Origin of the sequence: Rhodoligotrophos defluvii (assembly GCF_005281615.1) — a bacterium.
GTDB classification, from domain to species: Bacteria; Pseudomonadota; Alphaproteobacteria; order Rhizobiales; family Im1; genus Rhodoligotrophos; species Rhodoligotrophos defluvii.
Genome location: NZ_SZZM01000002.1, coordinates 349,523 through 373,515 on the forward strand (window position 1 = coordinate 349,523; position 23,993 = coordinate 373,515).

The window sequence follows — 23,993 nt, forward strand, 5'->3', positions numbered from 1 at the left end:
GGGTGCTTTTTGCTTCGGCGCGGCCGACGGCTCACACCGCCCTCCGCCGCGGCGAGCGGTGGCTAGACCTGGTATGCGCGCTCGAGGTCGGCGATGATGATCTTCTTCATCTTCTGCATCGCCTGTAGCACCCGGCCAGCCTTCTCCCGGTCGGGGTCAGCCTCCATCTGCATCAGGATGGTCGGCGTGACCTGCCAATAGACGCCGAACTTGTCGATCAGCCATCCACACGGCTGCTCTTTGCCACCGTCGGCGGTCAGCGCATCCCAGTAGTAATCGGTCTCGGCCTGATCAGCGGTTTCGATGAGGAATGAGAACGCCTCGTTGTACTTCACGTGCGAGTTGGTGTTTAGGGCAACGATCGGCAGACCGGCCAATTCGAACCGAACGACCGAGACCTCGGGATCGGGCAGCACCGTGCGCCCGAGTGCCTTCGAGTCCTTGAACACGGACATGTAAAATTCCATGGCCTCCTCGGCCTGGGATGCGAACCAGAGGTGCGGATAGATCTTCATGTCATTTGTCCTTCTGTAACTGGACGAGCGCCGGCTAACGCCGCCTGACCAGGGCTGCTGCTTGCTAAAAGCACCACAATAAGTGTGACAAATCCTCACAGCGCCCTCCGATACGAACTTCTGGCGCTTCCGTTGCTGCAAAGTGAGCTAGAGGGCGCTGGACGACAACCGAATTTTATTGTATGATTTGTGACTAATACTCACAGGTAAGCTATGCCCCGCCGCCTTCCTCCCCTGACTGCACTGCCGGCGTTTGACGCGGCCGCCAGGCACCTGAGCTTCACCAAAGCAGCGGCCGAACTGAACGTGACGCACGGCGCGATCAGCCGCGCCATCCGCAACCTCGAGGAGACGCTCGGCACCCGGCTCTTCGAGCGCGGTACGCGATCGGTAAGCCTGACCCCTGCAGGTGCAGCCTATTGCGCGGAAATCGGCGCTGCCCTTGACCGGATAAGCGTTGCGACCATCGCCGCTACTGCCCCGAGATCGGCAGGCGTCCTCAATGTCAGCACGTCGGACGGCTTTGCCGGCAGGTGGCTCGTGCCGCGGCTTCACCGCTTCCATCGCACCCATCCGGACATCGACGTGCGCCTCGCCACCTCAGGCGCGTTCGCGGACTTCATCAGAGACGGAATCGACATCGCCATACGCTACGGCACGGGCGAATATGAGGGCGTGGTGGCGGAGCTCCTTGCTGAAGAGGAGGTGTCTCCAGTCTGCAGTCCTGCGCTGCTGCAGGGCGAGCACCCGCTGCGTGTGCCCGACGACCTCCGGCACCACCGGCTCATCCATGACAACTTCCGCATCGGCTGGGCCATGTGGCTGCAACACGTGGGCCTGGATGACATCGATGCCAGCAGCGGACTGAGATTCGACGCCGCCGCCTACGCCGTCGAAGCGGCCGTGCAGGGTGAGGGCGTGCTGCTTGGCCGGAGCGCTCTTGTCTCTGCCGATCTGGCGGCTGGGCGCCTGGTGCGCCCCTTCGATCTGTCGCTGAAGTCGAGATGGAAATACTATGTCGTCTATCCGGATGGCGCGCTCCGGCAGAGGAAGGTCAAGGCATTCCGCGATTGGCTGTTTCTCGAAATGGCGGTTGGGTAACGCAAGCGGGCCTTTGCTTTGCAGGTCGCAATCGCCTGGTTCGCCTCTGCACCAATCAAACCAAGTAGCGGGCGTGGACCCCACGAGATTTCAAATCGGGGAAGACATGGAAGCCCGTCGAGAATTGCCCTTGGCAAGCGTTAGGCCGCGCGGGAATTATCAGTTACAAGACCCGGATTGGCCTCGCCCTCGTCGCCCGTCAACTCACTGTGGCGTGCCTGCGAGCAGGGATCGTCATCGCAGCCACGCCCACGATGACGCACCTCACTCCTATGTTGCACCCACGGGCGCAACCCGCCGATGTGTACGCCACAGCCCGAAAATCGCCGCGCTCCTATCCAAAAGAGCTTCCCCTATCGGCAGCTATCATTCTCAATCGCCCCGCAGCAGTGAAGGAGATTGAGGATGAGGCAGACGGAGCAAATGACTATCCGGAAGACCATCAGACGGCACCAGTTGCGGGAGATGGTGCCGCTCGCTGACAGTACGATCTATGAGATGGAGCAGCACGGTGAATTCCCGCGACGCCTTGCGCTTTCCAAGATGCATCGTCTGGGACTTAGCTGAAGTCGAAGAATGGCTGCTTGCACGGCGGACAGCGCCGATCCGTCGCGCTCAGCACCCGGAGGTCACAAAGCGAAAGACGAGGCCAGTCAAAGGGCAGGATCCAACTCGACTAGAGGCATAGCTGGCGGCAAGAGCACTGGCGTGTGCTTACGCCCTTCCATCCAAGCGTCCACGATATCCGACCATTCCTGCATCATGTGGCGCCGCTGAACCTCGTACTCAGCCTTGTTATAGATGCCGCGCGACGATCGGCCATCCTCGTGGACCAGGCATTTCTCGATCCAATCGCTGTTGAAGCCCAACTCGTTCAAAAGCGTGGAACCCGTGCGGCGCAGGTCATGAACGGTAAACGGGGTCCAGCGGAAGCCCCTCCCTTTGAGCCTGCTCGACGACCGCATAGGTCACCCGGTTGAACGTTGCGCGCGACATCGGCGCGTCGTCATCATACCTGGACGGCAGCAGGTATCGCGAGTTTCCAGCGCAGGTCTTCAGCGCGATCATGATGAAGGCCTGCCGCGAGAGATAGACATTGTGCGGCTTCGACCGCTTCATCCTCTCCTTCGGTATCGTCCACACAGCATTTTCGAAATCCACCTCGTCCCAGACCGCATGCTGGAGTTCGCTCTTTCGCACCATTGTCAGCAGGAACAATTTCATACCCAGCCGAATGGTCGGCAACGTCGGTACATGCTCAAGCTGCTTCAGCATGATCCGGATTTCGGTCGGGGAGAGCGCCCGGTCCCTTGGCGCGAATGTCGCAATCGCGGCGGGTCCGACCTCATCCGCCGGGTTGGGCACCTTCTCTCGATGCAGGATCGCGAAGCCATAGATCTGCTTTAAAATCGGCGGCGTTCGGCGGGGCAAAAATCATTCCCACTCGATCGTCCCCGGAGGTTTGCTGGTGACGTCGTAGACCACGCGGTTGACGCCCCGCACCTCGTTGATGATGCGTGTCGCGGTGCGGCCGAGGAACTCCATGTCGAAATGGTAGAAATCCGCGGTCATCCCGTCGCTGGAGGTGACTGCCCTGAGCGCCAGCACGCTCTCATAGGTGCGGCCATCGCCCATCACGCCCACCGTCTGCACGGGGAGAAGCACCGCAAAGGCCTGCCAAATCGCATCGTAAAGCCCCGCCTTGCGGATCTCGTCGAGATAGATGGCATCCGCTTGCCGCAAGATGTCCAGTTTCTCCCGGGTGACCCCGCCCGGGCAGCGGATGGCCAGCCCCGGCCCCGGGAAGGGATGCCGGCCGACGAAGCGCTCGGGCAGGCCGAGCTCGCGGCCAAGCGCCCGCACCTCGTCCTTGAACAGCTCGCGCAAGGGCTCCACCAGCTTCATGTCCATGCGCTCGGGCAGGCCGCCCACATTGTGATGCGACTTGATGGTCTGCGATGGTCCACCATGAAAGGACACGCTCTCGATCACATCCGGGTAAAGCGTGCCCTGCGCCAGGAAATCAGCCCCGCCCAGCTTCCGAGCCTCCTCCTCGAACACCTCGATGAACAGCCGGCCGATGGTCTTGCGCTTCGCCTCGGGATCCGCCACCCCATCGAGCGCCGCAAGGAATTTGTCCGATGCATCCACATGGAGCAGCGGGATATTGTAGTGGTCACGGAACATCGAGACCACCTCCTGCGCCTCGTTCAGCCGCATGAGCCCGTGGTCCACGAAGACGCAAGTCAGCTGCTCGCCGATGGCCTCATGGATCAGAATGGCCGCAACCGAGCTGTCGACCCCGCCCGACAGCGCGCACAGCACCCGCCCGCTGCCCACCTCGCGCCGGATGCGCTCGACGGCAGCCTCGCGAAACGCCGCCATCGACCAGTCGCCCTTGATGCCCGCGACCTTGTGCACGAAATTGGCGATGAGCTTGGCGCCGTCCGGCGTATGCACCACCTCCGGGTGGAACTGAACCGCATAAATCCGCCGTACGTCGTCGGCAATGGCGGCAAATGGCGCGCCGTCCGACACGCCCACCACCCGAAAGCCATCGGGAATGGCGGTCACCCGGTCGCCATGGCTCATCCACACCTGATGGCGTTCGCCTTGCCGCCATACGCCATCGAACAACAAGCACTCGTCCGTAATGTCCAGAAATGCCCGGCCGAACTCGCGGTGATGACCACCTTCCACCTTGCCGCCGAGCTGGGCACAGATCGTCTGCTCGCCATAGCAGATGCCGAGCACCGGCAGGCCCGCTTCGAAGATCGCTTGCGGCGCCCGCGGCGAGCCCATGTCAAGCGCGCTGGCCGGGCTGCCGGACAGGATCACCGCGCGCGGCTTGATCCGGGCGAACGCCACCTCCGCCGACTGGAACGGCACGATTTCGGAATAGACCCCCGCCTCGCGCACACGGCGGGCAATCAATTGGGTGACCTGGCTGCCGAAATCGATGATCAGTACGGTGTCGGACATTGCAACGGTAACCTCAGCCAGCTGTGGTCGATGCGAGGACTTACGCGACCTCGGCGCGAATGACAATGCGCCGTGCGGCCGGGCATCATTCCCCCCGCTCCATGATGCAGACATAGAATCCATCCGTGCCGTGCCGAGCCGGCGTGAGCAGCAGGCCGTGGCTATCGGCCCCAGCCGAAGCCGGCACATCAACGCCGAGGGAGGCGCGCCAAACCTCGGCCCATGGCAAAGCCTGGAAGCCTGGATGGCGCGCCAGGAAGCCGGCGATCTGATCGCCATTCTCTTCCGCCAGCACCGAGCAGGTGATGTACACCAGCCGCCCACCGGGCTTGACCAGCGTCGACGCGCGGTCCAACACCAGTCGTTGCTCCTCCAGGCGCCGCTCCAAAGCCTGCGGCTTCAGGCGCCATTTCGCATCCGGATGCCGCCGCCACGCACCCGTGCCGGTGCACGGCGCATCGACCACAACCCGGTCGAGCTTGCCGGCATGGGCATCCAGCCGCTCCGGCTCGTGCGCCCCGATCACCTGCACGTTGCGCGCCGCCGCACGAGTGAGCCGGGCAAAGATCGGCTTGAGTCGGGTCGCATCCGCATCATGGGCGTAGATCTGCCCCTTGTTGCCCATGGCGGCCGCGAGCGCCAGCGTCTTGCCACCAGCGCCGGCGCAGATATCGGCCACCTGCATGCCCGGCCGGGTATCGGCAAGCAAAGCGGCGAGCTGCGAGCCCTCGTCCTGCACCTCGAACAGCCCCCGCTCATGGGCGGGATCACTCTCCACATTGGGCGAACGCCCCAAGCCCTGAGGCGGCGCGATGCGCAGGCCCACGGGCGACAGCGGTGTCTCTTGCGGCGAGAACCGGGCGAGCGCCCGGGCCACCTTCTCCCGCGAGCTGCGCAGCGCGTTCACCCGCAGATCGATTGGCGCCCTTACCGCCAATGCCGCCCCCTCTTCCGCGGCCCGATCGCCGAATACCCGAGTGAACGCGGGGTGCAGCCATTCCGGATAATCGCCCGCAATCCAGGGTGCGGCCGTCCCGTCGAGCTTCCGGGCAAGCCCCGCCTTCTCTGCCTCGCCGAGCGGCCCGGGCCCATGCGGCACGTCCACCGAGCCGGCCAGGCCATTCGCATCCAGACCAAGCAAGTCGGCGGCCGCCGCGAGCACGAGCGTGCGCGGCCTGCCATCCTCCATCCGTGCGGCGAGCGAATTGCGCCGCCGCAGCACGTCAAACACCAAATTGCCGATGGCAGCCCGGTCGCCCGCCCCCGCAAAGCGGTGCATCCGGCCCCAGTCCTTCAGCGCCTCCGCCGCCGGGCGGTGACGATCCTCGATCTCCGCGATCACCTCGATGGCCGCCTGGATGCGTGCCCCGGGCGTCATCGCACCACCCCCGCAGGTTCAATCCGCACCCTCACAGCTGCGTCGGATAGTTCGGCGATTCCCGGGTGATCACCACGTCATGCACATGGCTCTCGCGCGCGCCGGCCGAGGTGATGCGCACGAACTCCGCCTTCTGGCGGAACTCGGCCAGCGAAGCGGCACCCGTATAGCCCATGGCGGCACGCAGCCCGCCGATCAGCTGATGCAGCACGCTGGCCAGCGGCCCCTTGTAGGGAACCTGCCCCTCGATCCCCTCCGGCACCAGCTTCAGCTGGTCCTTGACGTCCTGCTGGAAATAGCGGTCGGCCGAGCCCCGGGCCATGGCGCCGAGCGATCCCATCCCGCGATACGCCTTGTAGGACCGGCCCTGATAAAGAAACACCTCGCCCGGGCTCTCGTCCGTACCGGCCAGAAGCGAGCCGACCATCGCCACGTTGGCGCCGGCGGCCAGCGCCTTGGCAAGGTCGCCGGAATACTTGATGCCGCCATCCGCAATCACCGGCACGTCCGCCTTGGCCGCTTCGGCGGTGCTGTCGAGAATGGCCGAAAGCTGCGGCACGCCCACCCCCGCCACGATGCGCGTCGTGCAGATCGAACCTGGACCGATGCCCACCTTGATCGCGTCTGCGCCGGCATCGATCAGCGCGCGGGTCGCCTCGGCGGTCGCGACATTGCCTGCGATCACCTGGACCTTGTTGCTCAGCCGCTTGATCCGCCGCACCTGGTCGATCACGTGCTGGGAATGACCATGGGCCGTATCGACCACCACCAGGTCGACCCCCGCGTCGATCAGGTGCTCGGCGCGCTCGAAGCCCTTGTCGCCCGTGCCGGTGGCGGCGGCAACCCGCAGGCGCCCCTGGTCATCCTTGCAGGCATTGGGATGTTTGGCAGCCTTCTCGATATCCTTCACCGTGATCAGGCCCACGCAGCGGAAATCATCGTCAACCACCAGCAGCTTCTCGATCCGGTGCTTGTGCAGCAGGCGCTTTGCCTCCTCGCGGTCGACGCTTTCCCGCACCGTGACCAGATTGTCGCGGGTCATCAGCTCCGAGACCCGCTGCCTCAGATCGGTCGCGAACCGTACGTCGCGATTGGTCAGAATGCCAACCAGCTTGCCCGCGCCGTTCGGCCCGGCGCCGTCGCGCTGCGTGACGGGAATGCCGGAAATGCCGTGCCGCGCCATCAGCTCGAGCGCTTCGGCGAGCGTCGCCTCGGGCGCGATGGTCACCGGGTTCACCACCATGCCCGATTCGAACTTCTTCACACGCCGCACGTGTTCCGCCTGCATCTCCGGCTCCATGTTGCGGTGAAGCACGCCGATGCCGCCGGCCTGCGCCATGGCAATGGCGAGCGGCGCCTCGGTCACCGTGTCCATGGCGGCCGAGATGATGGGGATGTTCAGCTTGATCTCGCGGGTGAGATAGGTCGCCGTGTCGACTTCGGCCGGCAGCACCGATGATGCGGCTGGCTTGAGCAGCACGTCGTCGAATGTCAGGAACAACGGGAAAGATGCCGCCGCGGACGGGACCGCCATGATGCCAACCTCCATGCGAGCCACCGAGCAGCTCGACGTTTACGGCGGGAATATGTTTTGCACCGCGCCGGTTCACAAGGATGGCGAGCGTCTTTAACACCGCCTAGGCGGTTTGGAAAGGGTTTCGCGCGCATAGTGATCCCCGCGCTGAGCGCATAGCTGCCGTACACCGCAGCGCGTTGACGGCGATTGTCAGCAGCGACATTTTCAATTCAGGAATTTTAGTCAATGCCTCGCCAACGCCTTATCGCCTTAATCGTCGCCTGTGCGCTTTTCATGCAGAACCTGGATTCGACCGTCCTCGGGACGGCGCTGCCGGCCATAGGCAATTCCTTCGGCGTGCACCCGCTCAACCTGCACCTGGCCATGACGGCCTATCTGTTGAGCCTCGCCGTGTTCATGCCGATCTCCGGTTGGATGGCGGACCGCTTCGGCGCCCGCCGCGTCTTCTGCTATGCGGTCTGCCTGTTCACCTTCTCGTCCATCGCCTGCGGCCTGGCGCCCAATGTCGGTACGCTGATTGCTGCGCGCGTGTTGCAGGGCATTGGCGGCGCGATGATGGTGCCGGTGGCCCGTTTGGTGCTGGTGAAGAATGTACCCAAGGCCGAGCTGGTAGGCGCCATGGCCTGGGTCACCATGCCGGCGCTGGTGGGCCCGGTGGTCGGGCCGCTGGTCGGCGGCTTTCTTGTCACCTACGCGAGTTGGCACTGGATTTTCTGGATCAATGTGCCCTTCGGACTGATCGCCATCACGATGGCCCTGACCTTCATTCCAGAGATGCGCGAGCAGAGCGTGCCCCCGCTCGACATCGGTGGCTTCCTTTTGTCAGGCATCGCGGTTGCCGGCCTCGTCTTCGGGCTCGAGAACATCGGGGACGGCGCCATGCCGCTCCATCTCTCCTTGGCGTCGGCCGCCATTGGCGCGATCATGCTCGGCGCCTACATCTATCACGCCCTGCACCGGGAAAATCCCATCATCAACCTGCGCCTCCTCCGCTATTCAACCTTCCGCGCCAGCATTCTCGGCGGCAGCCTGTTCCGCATCGGGGTCGGCGCCCTACCCTTCCTGCTGCCGCTGCTCATGCAGGTCGGCTTCGGCAAGAGCGCACTCGAATCGGGCGCGGTCACCTTCGCGGCCGCGGCGGGCGCGCTGGTGATGAAGGCCGGGGTCGGCCGGGTGCTCAGCGAGTGGGGCTTCCGCAACGTGCTGATCTGGAACGCTTGGGCGTGCGGAATCAGCATGGCGGCCTGCGCCCTGTTCACGCCATCCACCCCCTATTGGGTCATGGTGGCCGTGCTGCTGGTCGGCGGCGTGTTCCGCTCCCTCCAATTCACGGCGCTGAACACCATCGCCTTCGCCGACCTGCCCCAGCGGGCGCTCTCCAATGCCACCGGGTTCATCAGCATGGCACAGCAGCTGTCCTTGAGCCTTGGCATCGCCCTGGGCGCCGCCTTGCTCCAGCTTGCGGTCCTCTACACAGGCGGGCCCGTCACCACCGAGGAGTTCATCCCGGCCTTTGTGGCAGTGGGCATGATCTCCGCCCTGTCTGCCCTGACATTCATGCGGCTGCACCAGGATGCCGGGGCGGAAATCTCAGGGCGCGTTGTGGAGGCCGCGGGACATGCCGGCGCCATGGGGGGCACTGCGCCACCGCCTGTCTCGCCGCGGAAGGGCACTTTGCACGAGTGACGGTGCCTCTTAGCCACGCCCCCGGAAGCCGGTCGCCAGCACATAGAGCTCGGCCGATTCCGGACGGCTCGCCTTCGGCTTCACATGGCGCACCGCCTTGAAGGAGCGCTTCATCTGCGCCAGCAGCTCGTGCTCCGTGCCCCCTTGGAAGACCTTGGCCAGAAACGCTCCACCAGGCTTGAGCACCTCGAACGCAAAGTCCAGAGCGGCTTCGCACAGGGCCATGATCTTCAAATGGTCGGTCTTCGCGTGCCCGGTCGCCGGGGCGGCCATGTCGGACATCACGAGATCGGCTTCCCCGCCCAGCGCGTCGATGATCGCGGCCGGGGCGTTACGGTCGAGGAAATCCATGATGACCGACGCGACTCCGGGAAGCGGCTCGAAGGCATTGATATCGACGGCGACCACGCGGCCGCTCCCCTCGGCCGCCTCGACCTTGTTTGCCGCCACTTGAGACCAGCCGCCCGGCGCCGCTCCGAGATCGACCACCCGCATGCCGGGCTTCAGCAACCAGTACTTGTCATCGATCTCGATCAGCTTGAAGGCTGCACGCGAACGATAGCCCTGCCGCTTGGCCTCCGCCACATAAGGGTCGTTCAGCTGCCGTTCGAGCCAAAGCTTGGAGGAGACCGAACGCTTCTTGGCCGTCTTCACCCGGACCGACAGTTGCCGCTGCCCCCTGGCGCCGCCTTGCGACTTCGGCATCACACCGCGCTCGCCTCGGCGAGGGCGCCGGGTACAAGCCCCGGCTCGCAGCCGAAGGTGCCGTCTTCCACCATGAGCGTGGTCAAAATGCCTTCCCGCAGCCCTCGGTCGGCGACCCGGATCAGCTCGCTGGGCCACAGCGCCTGGATGCCCTCGAGGATCGCGCAGCCCGCCAGCACGAGGTCGGCGCGGTCACGGCCGATGCAGGGGCTCGCCGCCCGCTCGCTATAGGACATGGCGAGCAGCTGCCGCGTCACCCGGCGTACGTCGTCCCGGTGCAGCCAGCATCCGTCGACCTTGCTGCGGTCGTAGCGCATGAGAGCCAGGTGAACCCCGGCAATGGTGGTTACCGTGCCCGAGGTGCCCAGCAGGTGGTCGGGCGGTGTGCCTGCACCGGCACCACAGGCTTCGGCGAAGCGGTGCAGGGGCTGAGCCACGAAATCGAGCATCGCGTCGAACTGCGCCGGGGTCACGTCGATGCCCCCGAAGGTTTCCGCCAAGGTCACCACGCCAAACGGTAGCGAGGTCCAGTTGGCGATGCGGTAGCGGCCGTGGTCGAGCTCCAGCCACATCAGCTCGGTGGAACCGCCGCCGATATCAAAGACCAGAGCCGTCCTCGCGTCGGGAGCCAACAGCGCGGCGGAGCCCGCCACCGCCAGCTCCGCCTCCAGACTGCGATCTATGATTTCGAGCCGCAACCCCGTCTCGCGCGCCACGCGCTCGATGAAGCTCGCGCCGTTCACCGCCGTGCGGCAGGCCTCGGTGGCGATCAGGCGGCACCGCGTCACCTTCTGCCAGGCGAGCTTGCTGGCGCAGACGCGAAGCGCCTCGATCGTGCGGCTCATGGCCTGGTCGCTCAGACGGCCGCTGCCCGTAACGCCTTCACCAAGCCGGACAATACGTGAAAAGGCGTCGATTACCTTGAACCCGCTCGCCGCCGGCCTCGCAATCAGCAGCCGGCAGTTATTGGTGCCAAGGTCAAGCGCCCCATAGACGGGAACCCTGCCATTGCGCTGCCCCGCGGCGCAGGCCGCAACACCGGGTGCCTTGAAGACGAGCTGGCCGGCCTGCCGCGGCCGCACCACGAGTCCCTGCCCTGTCTCCCCACTGGTCTCCAGCGCGATGTTCTGCTGGGCTGAGCCCAAGCCGTTCGGGCTGGTATTGACGCTGTGAACACCACGGGAGCGGCGCCTCGACCTCCGGCGTCGTTTCGGGCGTTTCCGCGCGTCTTGATCCGCTCCGCTCGTCGCGATCACAGCCATCACCCGGCAGCAGAGCCCTCGACCGCGCATTCAGCCGGGACGGTTCTTGCCGCCTTCAAACCTGTCTTGCCACTGCTCAGTCTAACAGCTTGCGCAGGAAGGTAAAGCGAGCACCATGTTTATAGCCCGGCGGCGCGGCATGCCTCTCCCATGGACCACCCCGACCGCCAGAGCCGGAAAGAGCAAGCGCCGCGTGGTGAGATTTTCCCGGATTAACGGGCGGTTTATTCCTTTCCCTATAATTCTTTGCCGAATGTACAACTACGGGGCGATGCAATGGGCAGCCAGCATCCTCGCCTGCTCACCGGCGCCATGCCGGCTCGCCAGTCTCTGCTCTCTCGCTACGCTCAGGGCCTGCAGCAGGTCATCCTGCACCGGAGCGCCGACCTCACCCACCAAGCTGCGCTGGTCGAGGTCGAACTCGCTTCCAAGGCCAAATCGGACTTCATCGCCCGGATGAGCCATGAGCTGCGCACGCCCTTAAACGCGATCATGGGCTTTGCCCATATCCTGTCTCAGCTCCACCAAGCCGACAACCGGACCCAGGAATACACCGGCTATATCAGCGAAGCGGCCGAACACCTGCTGGATACGGTCAATCGCATGCTCGACCTTTCGAAGATCCAGGCGGGCAGCATGACCCTGGCGCGCGACCCGTTCCGCATCCAGGAAGTTGTGCCGGCTGCGATCCGGGCCGTCGATCGCCAAGCCCGGGAGCGCAATCATACGATCACGGCCGACATACCGGAGGAGCTGCCAGCGATCAACGGTGACGTCGTGCGCATCAAGCAGATGCTGGTCAGCTTGCTGTCCAACGCGGTGAAGTTCACACCGGAAGGCGGCGCGATCACGGTCTCGGCGCGGGTTGAAAACGAGGTGCTCGCACTCCGTGTCGTGGATACCGGCATCGGCATGACCCCTGCCCAGGTACAGGCGGCGGTGCTGCCTTTCGGCCAGGGCTATGCCGTGAACCGACGGGGACAAGAGGGCATCGGCCTCGGGCTGGCGCTGTGCGCGGCGGTTGTCCATCTCCATCGAGGACGGCTCGATATCCGAAGCGTGCCGGGCGAAGGCACGACAGTGACCGTCCACCTGCCCATGGGTACACCCTCTGTTCCGACGGGTCCTGCCGATGAGCGCTGAGATGCAAGACTCCGATCAGGAGAGCAGGTTCGATTTCTCCTCCGCCGCGATCGGCCGCATCGTCGCCCTGACAGGCTCCCACGCGGTCGTCCTTCTGCAGGCCGAGTCTGGTTCTCCGGTGCAGGCCGGCCGCCCTCCCCAGATCGGATCCTTTGTCAAGTTTGCCGGCACCAGCGCGGCAGTGGTCCTGGGCGTGGTCACTGCCATGAACGTGCCGGTGCCCGGAAGCGGCGACGAAATGCGGCTCATCGAAGTGGAACTCCTGGGTGAGCTGCCGCGTGCCGCCTCACGGGCCGCAGGGCGCTTCCGGCGGGGTGTCTCGGTTTACCCCACCTTGGGCGATCAGGCGCTCCCTGCCGAACCTGCCGATCTCGGCCAGATCTTCGGAACCGGCGGAAAGGATGCCCTTTGCATCGGTCATGTCGGGCAGGTGCCGGACGTGGCGGTGTGGGTCGGGATCAATGACCTGTTCGGCAATCACCTTGGCATTGTCGGTGATCGCAGGGTTGGCAAGTCTCGGCTGCTTGCTGCCTTACTGGGCCGGCTTGCCGAGGCACGTCCCCACGCACGCATAGTTCTCTTCGATCAGACGGGCGAGCATGCCGAGGCGCTCGCGGATCTTGCCGAGGTGATCACGCCCAAGGATTTCAACCTGCCCTACTGGCTGCTGACCGTCGAGGAACTGGCGGCGCTCGTCAGCAATGGCGGAAGCCGAACTGTGGATGCCGCCGTACTGATACCGCTCATTGCCCAGGCCAAGCAGCGCTACCTTGCCCAGCAGCACCTCGATCCGGCATCAGACCTTGTCGATACCGGCCAGCCGCTCGCGCCAGAGAATGCAGCCATCCCCGCCGATGCGCCTGTGCCTTACCGGCTTGCGGATCTTATCGAGCTTCTGGATGGGCCGCCCCGCCGTTCCGGGCCCGATCTTGCCTATGCCTCCCGGATGCGGCTAAGGGAAGACCTGCAAAGGATCAGCCGCAACCCGCGCTATGCCACCCTGTTCAGCAGAACTCCAGGGGATGATGCGATGGGCAGTCTGCTGGGCCAGCTGTTCCGCATCTCCCATGATGGCAAGGCGATCACGGTGGTTTCGCTGCAGGCGCTGCCGACCGAAGCAGCCGGCGTCCTCGTGGCCGCCCTGTCGCGCCTGGCGCTGGATATCGGCGTGCTCGCTGGCGGAAAGCTCCCCCTCGTCATCGCCTGCGACAATATCGAGGTGCATGCGGCGGTTGAAGAACGGCACGATCCTTCCCCGGCCGGCAAGGCCCTGGCCCGCATTGCCAGGGAAGGCCCGGCGCATGGCGTGTCGCTGGCCTGGACGAGTGCGCGCCCGGCTGAGCTTGACCCGGCTATTTCATCCCAGTGCGGCACCGTGTTTTCGATGAGGCTGACCCGGCAGCACGATCTGCAGGCTATTCGCGACATCGCTTCGGCGGCCCTGCCCAGTCTTCTGGATTCCCTGCCGACATTGGCGCCGGAGGAAGGCGCAGTGTTCGGAGATGGCCTTACGCTGCCCTGCCGAGTGCGACTGGACGATTTGCCCGCCGCCATCCCGCGCGAGCAGGCGGGCGCTTTGGCGGCAAGCGGCGCGGCGATGGACACTGACCAGGAGCACCTTGCCGAGGCGGTGCGGTACGGGCTGCTGCCGCCCCTGTCGGAGCTGACCAGGGAAACCAGCTCTCGGAGCATTTCCCAACCGCATGAAGCCACAGCCCCGGGCAGCCCCCCCGCCCAAGAGCCGATCGACTGGCGCAGCCTGCGCGCCCGCATCGTCGCCACCGCTGGATCGAAAACACCCGACCCATCGGAATAGGCGAAGCTCGTAGTCCCTCCGGCCAAGCAATCGATCATTACCCTATTTTCTCTACCGTAAGTAGATAGACAACTCTTTACGCACGATATTGGAGTTCAGGTCCAACATGATGTTGGCCCATGGTTCACCTCGTACGAGCGATACATGGCGGGACTGACGGAGCTTTGGAGCGGTCTCTCCGATTACTTTGAGAGCGACAGCTGGGCTGAGGCCAAGGCTAGGTACCAGCAGATGAAGTGGATATCCCAAATGCAGCAACGGCTAGCGGATGCTCATGGAATCAACGCTAGCAAAAGCTTGTTCGAGCACGGCTCGAATATCGATTTGTTCCACAGCACCTCCTATTCGCCATGGACACACGAAGCCGCGCCGCATTTCAGCTCCGTATCGACGTTTGATCATCACGTCGCCCCTTCCATTGAGGCTTCCGTCCTCGACAGCAAAGTGTTTACCATTTTCTGATCAGTGCAACTGAAAGTCGATCAACCCAGCATCCGCGTTCCTCCTGAGAACGCCCCTACTTCTTCGCCGCGCACGCGATGGGATCGGCATCCTCGCCGCGCATGAGATCATAGAGATTGGCACTGTCGCCTTTTGACCACCAGATGTACTGCGCTCCTGCGTATTTGGCTCCGGAGCCCGAGAGGACGCTGGAGGCCACCACGAACTCGTCTTTCATGGTGAGCAGCGCCAGAGAGACCGGACCGGCAGTGAGATAGGTGACCTCCACATCGGCAGGCCCGCAGCCATAGGTCACCGTCTGGCTGTCTACCGTCTCAGCCCCGGGCACCGCAAAGCTGATGGACGCACCACGCTGCAGGCCTGCAAGGCGGATGACAGGTTTCCCGCTCTCATCGAGAAGAACGAGCTTGCCGTGCGGTCCCTTCCGCCAGCTGCGCACGGCTTCCAATGCGCGAAAGAACCTCGCCTCCTGGTCCATGACCGCCGGTATGCAGGCTTTGCGCGTGGCAATCGGCGGACTGAACCGTATCGCATCGGCCGTGATCTGCGCCTGGCCGCTGTAGCCGTTGCAGCCGCCGAACCCGGAATAGCTGCCGTCCGCCGCAATCTCCAACGTGGTCTGCACCCGGTCGATGACGCCGGCCCCGTTGATGTCCTCCGCGAGCCACCGTCCGGCCGGATCGCCCTGCGCCGCGTAGGTTTCGGCCGCAAAACCGACCACGCACATGATTGCCACAGTCACCTGCGCAAACCCCACAGCCATTCTGATCATGGGATGCTCCATCTCTGTCTTTGGCCGTTGCTATCGCCTTTTCGCATGTTCCGCCGCGGCAGCAAAGGCAACATGAGCACCGGCAGGGCGAAAAGCGCCCGTTGCAGGCCACGGCGCAAATGACGACACGCCCTCGCAAACAGAAGGCTTATGCGGGCCCCTGGCGCGGCGTGCGCGGGGAACGGCGAGCAAGCTCGGCCGCATAGCCGAGGTGCCAGCCCAAGGGGGGTTTCCAGTCTGGTGCCAGCAGGCGCGGCACGAACAGGGCATCGGTCATCTCGACCGCGATCGCCTGCCCACGCAGGATCTCACCCCATAAGGCGCGACCGACAGCCAGCAGCCCGTCCGCATCCCGAACGCAGCGGATGGAGTGGGCCAGTGTCATGAGACCTGCATTCACCATCACGGCATTGGCCGCCTGCTCGCCGCGGATCGCCTTTCGCAGCTCGATGAGCTCGGCAATGTAGTTGGAGAGCACATCCTTGTCCTCGGGCAGCTCCGCTGGACGCTCGCCGGAAAGATACACTTCAGGAAAGCGCAGCTTGGTCATGGACGTGACCTGTAGCCATTGCGCCGCCACGCTGGTCGCAACCAGGACTTGCGCACATTCCTCCTCAGAGGCCTCGCGCATCCGGTTCACATAGGCGTCAAGATCTTTCGCCGGCCGCCCGACCACCCAGCCATAGAGGGCCCGCTGCACCAGGCTCACCATGGTCCCCTCCCTCTTTTTGTCGGTCAGCATAGCACCGACGGCTTCGGTTGCCCAGCTGGGGCGATCGAGGAAGCCGGTGAAAGTCTGTTGACGGAGAAAATAATCCGGCTGGACGCCGCATCGCTAACACACCTAAATGCAGCGCACCAATGTGATCAGCTCAGGGAGGTATCATGGCGGAAGTCAACTTTTCCGAGCGGGACGGGATTGCGATCATCGAGATCAATCGTCCCGAGGCCCGCAACGCGGTCAATCGCGCCGTGGCGGAGGGCATCGCCCAAGCGGTGCAGACGCTCGATCGCCGCGACGATCTCCGTGTCGGCATCCTGACCGGGGCGGGCGGCACCTTCTGCTCCGGGATGGATCTCAAGGCGTTCCTGCGGGGCGAGAAGGTGACGATCGAAGGCCGCGGCTTTGCCGGTCTCGTGCAGGCGCCGCCGAAGAAGCCGCTGATTGCAGCGGCGGAAGGCTATGTGCTGGCCGGCGGCTTCGAACTGGCGCTGACCTGCGATCTCATCGTCGCCTCCCGCGAGGCGAAGTTCGGCTTGCCCGAGGTGAAGCGCGGCCTCGTGGCCAATGCCGGCGGCATGATCAGGCTGCCGCGCCAGATCCCTCAGCGCATCGCCATGGAGCTGGTGCTCACCGGCGACATGATCTCCGCCGAGCGCGCCGAGCGCTACGGGCTGGTCAATCGCGTGGTCGAGCCCGGAACCGCCCTGGAGGAAGCGCTGAAGCTGGCCAGGGCCATCGTGGAGAACGGCCCGATGGCCGTTGCGGTGAGCAAGCGCGTGGTCCTGGAATCCCAGGACTGGTCGACCACCGAGATGTTCCAGCGCCAGCAGGAGATCACGGCGCCCATTTTCACCTCCGAGGACGCGCGCGAAGGCGCCACCGCCTTTGCCGAGAAGCGCAAGCCGGTGTGGAAAGGCCGTTGACCCGCCGATATGTCTCGGGAGGCGCCGGCTGCTCGGCGCCCCCTGGACTGAACGTCCACACGCTGCCGGCCTAGTGCCGCACCCCGAGCTCCTCGGCCAGCTGCTCGAATTCCTCCCTGACGTCCTTGAGGGTCGGCAGATTGAGGTCGCGCAGCTCCCGGTCAACCTCTTGTGCGGGTTCCGAGGACAAGTCGTCCCGATACATCTGATAGACCTTCTCGGCGGACTCGTAGTTGCGGAACCGCTCCCGCTCGCTTTCCGTCGCCCGCTTCACATCCTCGAGCTTGGCGCGCTGGCTTTCGGAATATCGATCCGGGTCGGCCCTCAGCACCGGCTCGAATGCCTTCCGGTCGAGAAAGTCGACCAGCTTTGCCTTGGCATCGCTTGCCATTGTCATCTCTCCTCGTTGTGTTGCTTGGCCCTGCCCGCGGCAGACCACGGCGAAATCCACAACCGCCGGGGCCGCGAGCGCTGATGCTCGATTAACATCGAGGCTCGCGCTATGTTCCGAACGCGGGCGTGCCGGGATCGGTCCCCAAGCCGTGGAGGGGATCGAGGATCAGGGGGACTTCAGCCAGCCCTGGGCCGGCAAGCTTCGAACATGGGAAAGGGAGGCTTGCAGCATGACGGCTGCCGAGAACGAACCCATGGCGGTGGAGACGCAGGCCGAAGTTATGGATGCTCGGCCCGGATCGCTGCTGATGCGCCCGGTGGAATTCGTGGCGGCGCTTCTGCTCCTTGCCGTCATCGGACTGCTGCTTGTCGGCGTCGCCTCGCGCTATCTCCTGTCTCTACCCATCATCTGGATCGATGAAGCGGCGTCCATCTGCTTTCTGTGGCTCGCCATGCTGGGCGCGGCAATCGCCATCGACCGCAACGAGCATCTGCGGCTGACCCTCTTTCTCGGCAAGATCCCGGAGCGCGCCCGCGGCTTCGTGTCGACCCTGGCGCTGCTCCTTGTCGCCGCGGTCATCCTGGTGCTCATTCCGCCCGCGGTCGAATACGTGCAGGAAGAGTGGTACGTCACCTCGGCCGCCCTCAACATCCCGATGAGCTTCCGGGCGGCCGCCATCGTCGCCGGCCTGGGCCTGATGTTCCTGATTGCGGTCACCCATGCGCTGCGCATGTCCACTCTGCCAAACCTGATCGGCGCACTCGCTGTCATTGTGGCCCTGAGCGCGCTCGGCTGGCTGCTCTCTCCGCTGCTGCCCGCCCTTGGCTATGCCAATATCGTTATTTTCCTGGTCGGCGTGGTGGCGGTCTGCCTGCTCCTGGGGGTGCCGATCGCCTTCTGCTTCGGCCTGGGCACCATTGCCTTCATCGCCTTCACCACGTCCGTGCCTCTGATCGTGCTGGTCGGCCGGATGGACGAGGGCATGTCGAGCCTCATCCTGCTGTCCGTTCCGGTCTTCGTGCTGCTGGGCTGCATCCTCGACGCGACCGGCATGGGCAAGGCCATTGTCGAGTTCCTGGCATCGCTCCTGGGCCATGTGAAGGCCGGCATGTCCTACGTGCTCTTGGGCTCGCTGTTCCTGGTCTCCGGCATCTCCGGCTCGAAGGTGTCCGACATGGCAACCGTCGCCCCCGCGCTGTTCCCGGAGATGAAGCGCCGCGGCCACAAGCCCAGGGAGATGATAGCCCTGTTGGCCACCGGCGCCGCCATGGCCGACACGGTGCCCCCCAGCATCGTGCTGATCGTGCTCGGCTCGGTGGCAGGCGTTTCCATCGCCGCCCTGTTCACCAGCGGCTTCGTGATCGCCATGGTCCTGCTGTTGGCGCTCGCCGTGCTCGCCCGCTGGAAAGCCTCGGGGGAAAACATGGACGCCGTCCACCGCGCGCCGTCCTCGCTTATCCGCAGCACCTTGCTCATCGCCGCCCCGGCATTGGTGCTGCCCTTCCTGATCCGCGGTGCTGTGGGCGGCGGCATCGCCACGGCCACGGAGGTCTCGACCATCGCCGTGCTCTATGCGGTGATCATCGGCATCGCCTTGTATGGCGGCTTCAGCCTCAAGACCTTCTATTCCATGCTGATCGAGACGGCAGCCCTGTCCGGCGCCATCCTGCTCATCCTCGGCACCGCCTCGGCCATGGCTTGGGCCTTGACCCAGACCGGCTTTGCCAACCAGCTCGCCACCCACATGACGGAGCTTCCCGGCGGCTGGTTCTCCTTCATGCTGGTCTCCATAGCCGTGTTTCTGGTGCTCGGCTGCGTTCTCGAAGGGCTTCCCGCCATCGTGCTGATGGCGCCGATCATGTTTCCCATCGCCGGCCGGCTCGGCATCAACGATATCCACTATTCCATGGTGATCGTCACCGCCATGAACATAGGTCTGATGGCGCCGCCGATCGGGATCGGCTTCTATATCGCTTGCAAGATCGGCAACGTCTCGCCGGACGAAGCCATGGGTGCGATGTGGCCCTATCTCGCCGCGCTGCTGATTGGCTTGTTGGTGATTGCCGCCGTGCCCGCCTTGTCCATTGCCTATCTTTGAACCCACCACAACTGGAGGAAACGCAAATGAACCTTTCCCGCCGCGGTCTGCTCCTGGGCAGCGCGTCAGTCTCTTTGCTCGGCACGCTCCGCTACGCCGGCGCGCAGACGCCCGAGTTCAACTACAAATACGCGAACAACCTGCCGGTCTCCCATCCCATGAACATCCGGGCGCAGGAAGCGGCCGACAAGATCCGCGAGGAGACCGGCGGGCGTATGGCGATCCAGATCTTCCCCAGCAACCAGCTCGGCGCCGACACCGACATGCTGAGCCAGCTGCGCTCGGGCGGGGTCGAGTTCTTCACCCTCTCGCCTCTGATCCTCTCGACCCTCGTGCCCAATGCCTCGATCAGCGGCATCGGCTTCGCCTTCCCCAATGATGCCGCCGTGTGGTCGGCTATGGACGGCGAGCTTGGCCGGTATGTCCGCGGCCAAATCGAGAAATCGAACCTGGTGGTCATGGACAAGATCTGGGACAACGGCTTCCGCCAGATCACCAGCTCCACGAAGCCGATCAGCACGCCTGAGGACCTTAAGGGCTTCAAGATCCGCGTGCCCGTCAGCCCGTTGTGGACCTCCATGTTCTCCGCCTTCGGCGCTGCCCCGGCCAGCATCAACTTTGCCGAGGTCTATTCGGCCCTGCAGACGAAGATCGTGGACGGCCAGGAAAACCCGCTTGCCATCATCTCCACCGCCAAGCTCTACGAGGTGCAGCAATATTGCTCGATCACCAACCACATGTGGGACGGTTTTTGGTTCCTGGCCAATCGCCGCGCCTGGGAACGTCTGCCCGAGGATATCCGCGAGATCGTCGCCCGCAACATCAACGAAGCCGGCGTCAAGGAACGCGAGGACGTGGCCAAGCTCAACGCCACCCTCAAGGAGGAACTGGCGGCCAAGGGCATGAAGATAAACGAGCCCGATACCGCACCCTTCCGCCAGGCGCTGAAGGATGCCGGCTTCTACGCCGAGTGGAAGGGCAAATACGGTGACGAGGCCTGGGCCATTCTCGAAAAGGCCGTCGGCACCCAGCTGACCTGAAGCGGGAGGTGCGGCGACCCCGCCGGAGCTATTCGGCCTACAGCGACATGATGACCGATTTCACCTCGGTGTAGAGGTTCAGGCCTTCATGGCCCTTTTCGCGTCCCCAGCCCGACTGCTTGAAGCCGCCGGTGGGCAGCGCCGCGTCCACAGAGCCGTGAATGTTGATGCCGATGCGGCCGGCGCGAATGCGGCGGGCCATCTTGTGGGCGATGCTGAGATCGCGCGTCCAGATGCTGCCGGCTAGGCCATAGATGGTATCGTTGGCCTGCTTGGCGATGCGGTCGAGATCGTCGTCATCGAAGCTCATGGCACACAGCACCGGCCCGAAGATCTCCTCCTGCACCACCGACATTTCGGGATTGGTATCGGTCAGGATGGTCGGCGCGATGAAATAGCCCTCGTTGCCGACCCGCCGGCCGCCGGCCGCAACCGTGGCACCCGCCGCCTTACCCTGCTCGATATAGCCGGTTACCCTTTCGAGCTGCTCCTGGGAGATGACGGGCCCCATCTGGGTGCCCTCGCTCAGCCCGTGGCCGACGCGGATCTTCTGGGCTTCCTGGGCAATGCCATCGACGATGCGGTCGAAGACCTTCCTATGCGCGAAGAGCCGCGACCCCGCCGTGCAGACCTGGCCGCTATTGGCGAAGATCGCCTGGGTCGCGCCCGGCACGGCGACCGACATGTCGGCATCCGGAAAGACGATGACCGGCGATTTGCCGCCCAATTCGAGCGACACTTTCTTCAGATTGCCGGCGGCCGCCTTGACGATGATGCGGCCGACCTCGCTGGAGCCGGTGAACGCGACCTTGTCGATATCGGGATGGGCGGCGATGGCGGCGCCAGCGGTTGGGCCAAAGCCCGTCACGATGTTGACGACGCCATCGGGAATCCCGGCCTCCTGGATCAGCTCGCCGAGGCGCAGCGCCGTGAGCGGTGTCTGTTCAGCCGGCTTCAGCACGACCGTGCAGCCGGTAGCAAGCGCCGGTGCGAGTTTCCAGGCGGCCATCAGCAATGGTGCGTTCCAGGGAATGATCTGCCCGACCACACCGATCGGCTCCCGCACGGTGAAGGCGTGGAAAGTGCCCGGTGTAGAGATGCTGAGCGTCTCACCCGTGATTTTGGTGGCCCAGCCCGCCATGTACCGGAACATGTCGGCGCTGAGCGGCACGTCGCCGTTCCGCGCCGTGGCAAGCGGCTTGCCGTTGTTCAGCGCTTCGAGCTCGGCGAGCTCGTCGGCATTCTGCTCCAGGAGCTCGGCCAGCTTCCAGATCATCCGGCCTCGTTCGCTCGGCGTGATCCGGTTCCATGGTCCGCTTTCGAACGCCTGCCGGGCCGCCCTGACAGCGAGGTCGATATCGGCAGCGTCTCCCTCCGCCACCCGTGCAACAACCCGCCCGGTGCCGGGATCGTAAGTATCGAACATCTTGCCGGAGACGGCAGAGACCCACTTCCCATCGATCAGGAGCCGGTGCTCACGGGCGAGAAACTCCGCTGCCTTTTGCCCAATTCGGGGATGAACGACAGGTTTATTCATGGTGACCTCCACTATCGCGCCATGCACAGCGGCCCGCGATGAATCCATCCCTGGCAGATGCACCCGGCAACCGCGCCCTTGCTGAACGACCGGCGCAGTTGATACGCGACCTTCGCCGCCCGTCAATCAAGGCACACTGCCGCATCCACCAGCTCGTCGAAGAATAATACCCGGCCGCAGGCGCCCGGGCGAGCTCGACATCGCCAGCGAGGTCCGCGCAAACGCTTGTTTCGCAGCGCTTCAGCAACTACTCTTCCGCAATGTCGCACGATCATGATCATGACCACGACAATCAGCTTGATCCCATGACGGCGCGGGTGCGCGCCCTCGAGACGATATTGGTCCAGAAAGGCCTGATTGATCCCGCGGCGGTCGATGCCATCATCGAGACGTACGAGTCGAAGGTCGGTCCCCGAAACGGCGCGAAAGTTGTCGCGAAGGCCTGGAGCGATCCGGAATACGCCGAATGGCTGAAGCGAGATGCCACGGCCGCGATCGCATCGCTCGGCTTCACCGGGCGGCAGGGCGAGCACATGCAGGCCGTCTTCAACACCGAAGATACCCATAACCTCGTCGTCTGCACCCTGTGTTCCTGCTATCCCTGGCCCGTGCTGGGGCTTCCGCCCGTCTGGTACAAGTCCCCCGCCTATCGCAGCCGCGCCGTTATCGATCCGCGCAGCGTCCTAGAAGAATTCGGCGTTCGGCTTCCGCCAGAGACAAGGATCCGAGTGTGGGATTCGACTGCTGAGCTGCGCTATCTTGTCGTGCCGCTGAGACCGAGAGGTTCGGATGGCTTGGACGAAAGCCAGTTGGCCGAATTGGTCACCAGGGATTGCATGATCGGCACCGGTCTGCCGCTGGAGCCAGTTTCGCCATGAATGGTCCGCAGGATCTCGGCGGCCAGATGGGGTTTGGCCCCATCTTGCCCGAAGCAAACGAGCCCGTTTTCCATGCCGGGTGGGAAAAGCGCGCGTTTGGCGTCACCCTGGCGGCCAGCGCCACGGGAGCATGGAACATTGACGAAGGCCGCCATGCGCGGGAATCTCTCCATCCGGCGGACTACTATAGCTCGAGCTATTACGAGATCTGGCTCAAGGGGCTGGAATCCTTGCTCGAACGCCATGGCTTCGTCAGTGCGGACGAGTTGAAGGCGGGCCGCATGCTGAGCAAGGGCGCTGTTCCGAAGCGCGTCCTCAAGGCAGCGGACGTGGCAGCTGGCCTTGCCAGAGGCGGACCATGCGACAGGCCGGTTGCGGCCCCCGCCCGCTTCAAACCAGGGGATCGGGTCAGGACGCGGAATTTCCACCCGAAGGAACACACGCGCTTGCCACGCTATGCGCGGGGCAGGTCTGGCACGATCGAAGCGGTGCGAGGCGGCTTCGTCTTTCCAGATAGCAACGCGCACGGACGGGGAGAGAACCCGCAATGGCTCTATACCGTCGTCTTTGATGGGCGGGAGATCTGGGGGGAAGGGAGCGATCCGACACTCACGGTCTCCATCGACGCGTGGGAGAGCTATCTTGAACCGGCGTGATGTGCCGCTGCCTCCGCTGCTCGCCGGCCAAGATGAAGTCTTTCCCGAGCCGTGGCAGGCACAAGCCTTCGCAATTGTGATCGCGCTCCACCAGAACGGCCTGTTTTCCTGGAGGGAATGGACCGACAGCTTATCCGTTGAACTGAAGACATCCGGCGCAGCGGAAAACGGCAGCGGTTACTACCGATGCTGGCTCTCCACTCTCGAGAGACTTCTTGCCAATAAGGGCGTTGCCGCGAGGGATGAGATCGACAGCCTGACTGCGGCTTGGCAGCGCGCAGCGCATGCGACGCCGCATGGCAAGCCTATTCTGCTCGAGAACGATCCCCAGATCGGAAGACAGTAGCTGTCCTACAAGCCCTGATTGCGCTCGCCCGCGAGCGG

21 protein-coding genes and 2 pseudogenes are annotated in these 23,993 nt (G+C 64.3%); 12 read left to right on the forward strand and 11 right to left on the reverse strand.

The annotated features are described in order from the left end of the window. Window positions 1-62 precede the first annotated feature (62 nt). Entirely contained in the window at window positions 63-515 is a 453-nt protein-coding gene (locus E4P09_RS10785) for a VOC family protein (protein ID WP_137389611.1), read from the reverse strand. A gap of 213 nt (window positions 516-728) precedes the next feature. Between E4P09_RS10785 and gcvA the strand changes: the two genes are divergently transcribed. Continuing rightward, window positions 729-1,616: a transcriptional regulator GcvA gene (gene gcvA, locus E4P09_RS10790; protein ID WP_137389612.1), complete on the forward strand. Its 888-nt coding sequence runs from the start codon at window positions 729-731 to the stop codon at window positions 1,614-1,616. Window positions 1,617-2,021: 405 nt separating this feature from the next. Then, window positions 2,022-2,304: pseudogene (locus tag E4P09_RS10795) on the forward strand (helix-turn-helix transcriptional regulator). Here the strand turns inward: E4P09_RS10795 and E4P09_RS10800 are convergent. From E4P09_RS10800 to guaB, 4 genes and pseudogenes are all read right to left on the reverse strand, one after another. Further along, window positions 2,270-3,026: pseudogene (locus E4P09_RS10800) on the reverse strand (tyrosine-type recombinase/integrase); the annotation flags it as partial. The pseudogenes E4P09_RS10795 and E4P09_RS10800 sit on opposite strands and share 35 nt — an antisense overlap. 24 nt (window positions 3,027-3,050) lie before the next feature. After that, complete coding sequence (gene guaA, locus E4P09_RS10805) at window positions 3,051-4,712, reverse strand: glutamine-hydrolyzing GMP synthase (protein WP_170984362.1); 1,662 nt, start codon at window positions 4,710-4,712, stop codon at window positions 3,051-3,053. Further along, entirely contained in the window at window positions 4,684-5,976 is a 1,293-nt protein-coding gene (locus E4P09_RS10810; RefSeq protein WP_137389614.1) for an RsmB/NOP family class I SAM-dependent RNA methyltransferase, read from the reverse strand. Before E4P09_RS10810 ends, guaA begins: the two co-directional genes overlap by 29 nt. Before the next feature lie 31 nt (window positions 5,977-6,007). Then, on the reverse strand, window positions 6,008-7,510 hold the full coding sequence (guaB, locus tag E4P09_RS10815; protein ID WP_137389615.1) for an IMP dehydrogenase: 1,503 nt from the start codon (window positions 7,508-7,510) through the stop codon (window positions 6,008-6,010). Window positions 7,511-7,738: 228 nt separating this feature from the next. Here guaB and E4P09_RS10820 point away from each other — a divergent pair, with 228 nt between their 5' ends. After that, on the forward strand, window positions 7,739-9,199 hold the full coding sequence (locus E4P09_RS10820; RefSeq protein ID WP_137389616.1) for a DHA2 family efflux MFS transporter permease subunit: 1,461 nt from the start codon (window positions 7,739-7,741) through the stop codon (window positions 9,197-9,199). Window positions 9,200-9,208: 9 nt separating this feature from the next. Here the strand turns inward: E4P09_RS10820 and E4P09_RS10825 are convergent, their stop codons facing one another. Then, window positions 9,209-9,904, reverse strand: coding sequence for an RlmE family RNA methyltransferase (locus E4P09_RS10825; protein ID WP_137389617.1), 696 nt, complete (start codon window positions 9,902-9,904; stop codon window positions 9,209-9,211). Continuing rightward, window positions 9,904-11,049 carry a Ppx/GppA phosphatase family protein gene (locus tag E4P09_RS10830; protein ID WP_239025129.1) on the reverse strand — a complete coding sequence of 382 codons (1,146 nt, stop codon included), beginning with the start codon at window positions 11,047-11,049 and terminating at the stop codon, window positions 9,904-9,906. Before E4P09_RS10830 ends, E4P09_RS10825 begins: the two co-directional genes overlap by 1 nt. A 393-nt stretch (window positions 11,050-11,442) precedes the next feature. On the opposite strand from E4P09_RS10830, the gene E4P09_RS10835 reads away from it, so the two are divergent. The 3 genes from E4P09_RS10835 to E4P09_RS10845 all read left to right on the forward strand — a co-directional run bounded on the left by E4P09_RS10835 (window position 11,443) and on the right by E4P09_RS10845 (window position 14,587). Further along, window positions 11,443-12,309 carry a sensor histidine kinase gene (locus E4P09_RS10835; RefSeq protein ID WP_137389619.1) on the forward strand — a complete coding sequence of 289 codons (867 nt, stop codon included), beginning with the start codon at window positions 11,443-11,445 and terminating at the stop codon, window positions 12,307-12,309. Between the two features lies 1 nt (window position 12,310). Continuing rightward, a complete protein-coding gene (locus E4P09_RS10840) occupies window positions 12,311-14,125 on the forward strand; it encodes an ATP-binding protein (RefSeq protein ID WP_170984363.1) in 1,815 nt (604 codons plus the stop codon). A gap of 144 nt (window positions 14,126-14,269) precedes the next feature. Further along, window positions 14,270-14,587, forward strand: coding sequence for a hypothetical protein (locus E4P09_RS10845; protein ID WP_137389621.1), 318 nt, complete (start codon window positions 14,270-14,272; stop codon window positions 14,585-14,587). Between the two features lie 55 nt (window positions 14,588-14,642). On the opposite strand, the gene E4P09_RS26470 is transcribed toward E4P09_RS10845, so the two are convergent. Then, the gene (locus tag E4P09_RS26470; RefSeq protein ID WP_239025130.1) at window positions 14,643-15,359 is read right to left on the reverse strand and encodes an META domain-containing protein; all 717 of its coding nucleotides are present in this window, start codon (window positions 15,357-15,359) and stop codon (window positions 14,643-14,645) included. Between the two features lie 148 nt (window positions 15,360-15,507). Continuing rightward, window positions 15,508-16,071 carry a hypothetical protein gene (locus tag E4P09_RS10855; RefSeq protein ID WP_137389622.1) on the reverse strand — a complete coding sequence of 188 codons (564 nt, stop codon included), beginning with the start codon at window positions 16,069-16,071 and terminating at the stop codon, window positions 15,508-15,510. Between the two features lie 173 nt (window positions 16,072-16,244). Here E4P09_RS10855 and E4P09_RS10860 point away from each other — a divergent pair, with 173 nt between their 5' ends. Beyond that, window positions 16,245-17,006, forward strand: a complete 762-nt coding sequence (locus E4P09_RS10860; protein ID WP_137389623.1) for a crotonase/enoyl-CoA hydratase family protein — start codon at window positions 16,245-16,247, stop codon at window positions 17,004-17,006. Between the two features lie 70 nt (window positions 17,007-17,076). Here E4P09_RS10860 and E4P09_RS10865 read toward each other — a convergent pair whose 3' ends face one another. Next, window positions 17,077-17,397 carry a hypothetical protein gene (locus tag E4P09_RS10865; RefSeq protein WP_137389624.1) on the reverse strand — a complete coding sequence of 107 codons (321 nt, stop codon included), beginning with the start codon at window positions 17,395-17,397 and terminating at the stop codon, window positions 17,077-17,079. 232 nt (window positions 17,398-17,629) lie between these two features. Here E4P09_RS10865 and E4P09_RS10870 point away from each other — a divergent pair, with 232 nt between their 5' ends. Both E4P09_RS10870 and E4P09_RS10875 read left to right on the forward strand, forming a co-directional pair. Further along, window positions 17,630-19,498 carry a TRAP transporter large permease subunit gene (locus E4P09_RS10870; protein ID WP_137389625.1) on the forward strand — a complete coding sequence of 623 codons (1,869 nt, stop codon included), beginning with the start codon at window positions 17,630-17,632 and terminating at the stop codon, window positions 19,496-19,498. A 26-nt stretch (window positions 19,499-19,524) separates the two neighbouring features. Continuing rightward, on the forward strand, window positions 19,525-20,538 hold the full coding sequence (locus E4P09_RS10875) for a TRAP transporter substrate-binding protein (protein ID WP_137389626.1): 1,014 nt from the start codon (window positions 19,525-19,527) through the stop codon (window positions 20,536-20,538). 37 nt (window positions 20,539-20,575) lie between these two features. Here E4P09_RS10875 and E4P09_RS10880 read toward each other — a convergent pair whose 3' ends face one another. Beyond that, window positions 20,576-22,075, reverse strand: a complete 1,500-nt coding sequence (locus tag E4P09_RS10880; RefSeq protein ID WP_137389627.1) for an aldehyde dehydrogenase family protein — start codon at window positions 22,073-22,075, stop codon at window positions 20,576-20,578. Between the two features lie 260 nt (window positions 22,076-22,335). Between E4P09_RS10880 and nthA the strand changes: the two genes are divergently transcribed. Genes nthA through E4P09_RS10895 form a run of 3 tightly spaced genes read left to right on the forward strand, consistent with a single transcriptional unit; the run spans window position 22,336 to window position 23,955 of the window. Then, the gene (nthA, locus tag E4P09_RS10885) at window positions 22,336-22,953 is read left to right on the forward strand and encodes a nitrile hydratase subunit alpha (protein ID WP_137389628.1); all 618 of its coding nucleotides are present in this window, start codon (window positions 22,336-22,338) and stop codon (window positions 22,951-22,953) included. Next, window positions 22,950-23,609, forward strand: coding sequence for a nitrile hydratase subunit beta (gene nthB, locus E4P09_RS10890; RefSeq protein ID WP_137389629.1), 660 nt, complete (start codon window positions 22,950-22,952; stop codon window positions 23,607-23,609). Before nthA ends, nthB begins: the two co-directional genes overlap by 4 nt. Continuing rightward, window positions 23,596-23,955 (forward strand): nitrile hydratase accessory protein, encoded by a 360-nt coding sequence (locus tag E4P09_RS10895; protein WP_239025131.1) that lies wholly within the window; start codon window positions 23,596-23,598, stop codon window positions 23,953-23,955. The genes nthB and E4P09_RS10895 overlap by 14 nt, the downstream gene beginning before the upstream one ends. Window positions 23,956-23,993: the final 38 nt, after the last annotated feature.

Coding starts and splice junctions, on each gene's coding strand:
- E4P09_RS10785 (WP_137389611.1), bottom strand. CDS start 515: ATGAAGATCTATCCGCACCTCTGGTTCGCATCCCAGGCCGAGGAGGCC.
- gcvA (WP_137389612.1), top strand. CDS start 729: ATGCCCCGCCGCCTTCCTCCCCTGACTGCACTGCCGGCGTTTGACGCG.
- guaA (WP_170984362.1), bottom strand. CDS start 4,712: ATGTCTGCATCATGGAGCGGGGGGAATGATGCCCGGCCGCACGGCGCA.
- E4P09_RS10810 (WP_137389614.1), bottom strand. CDS start 5,976: ATGACGCCCGGGGCACGCATCCAGGCGGCCATCGAGGTGATCGCGGAG.
- guaB (WP_137389615.1), bottom strand. CDS start 7,510: ATGGCGGTCCCGTCCGCGGCGGCATCTTTCCCGTTGTTCCTGACATTC.
- E4P09_RS10820 (WP_137389616.1), top strand. CDS start 7,739: ATGCCTCGCCAACGCCTTATCGCCTTAATCGTCGCCTGTGCGCTTTTC.
- E4P09_RS10825 (WP_137389617.1), bottom strand. CDS start 9,904: ATGCCGAAGTCGCAAGGCGGCGCCAGGGGGCAGCGGCAACTGTCGGTC.
- E4P09_RS10835 (WP_137389619.1), top strand. CDS start 11,443: ATGGGCAGCCAGCATCCTCGCCTGCTCACCGGCGCCATGCCGGCTCGC.
- E4P09_RS10840 (WP_170984363.1), top strand. CDS start 12,311: ATGCAAGACTCCGATCAGGAGAGCAGGTTCGATTTCTCCTCCGCCGCG.
- E4P09_RS10845 (WP_137389621.1), top strand. CDS start 14,270: ATGGCGGGACTGACGGAGCTTTGGAGCGGTCTCTCCGATTACTTTGAG.
- E4P09_RS26470 (WP_239025130.1), bottom strand. CDS start 15,359: ATGATCAGAATGGCTGTGGGGTTTGCGCAGGTGACTGTGGCAATCATG.
- E4P09_RS10855 (WP_137389622.1), bottom strand. CDS start 16,071: ATGGTGAGCCTGGTGCAGCGGGCCCTCTATGGCTGGGTGGTCGGGCGG.
- E4P09_RS10860 (WP_137389623.1), top strand. CDS start 16,245: ATGGCGGAAGTCAACTTTTCCGAGCGGGACGGGATTGCGATCATCGAG.
- E4P09_RS10865 (WP_137389624.1), bottom strand. CDS start 17,397: ATGGCAAGCGATGCCAAGGCAAAGCTGGTCGACTTTCTCGACCGGAAG.
- E4P09_RS10870 (WP_137389625.1), top strand. CDS start 17,630: ATGACGGCTGCCGAGAACGAACCCATGGCGGTGGAGACGCAGGCCGAA.
- E4P09_RS10875 (WP_137389626.1), top strand. CDS start 19,525: ATGAACCTTTCCCGCCGCGGTCTGCTCCTGGGCAGCGCGTCAGTCTCT.
- E4P09_RS10880 (WP_137389627.1), bottom strand. CDS start 22,075: ATGAATAAACCTGTCGTTCATCCCCGAATTGGGCAAAAGGCAGCGGAG.
- nthA (WP_137389628.1), top strand. CDS start 22,336: ATGTCGCACGATCATGATCATGACCACGACAATCAGCTTGATCCCATG.
- nthB (WP_137389629.1), top strand. CDS start 22,950: ATGAATGGTCCGCAGGATCTCGGCGGCCAGATGGGGTTTGGCCCCATC.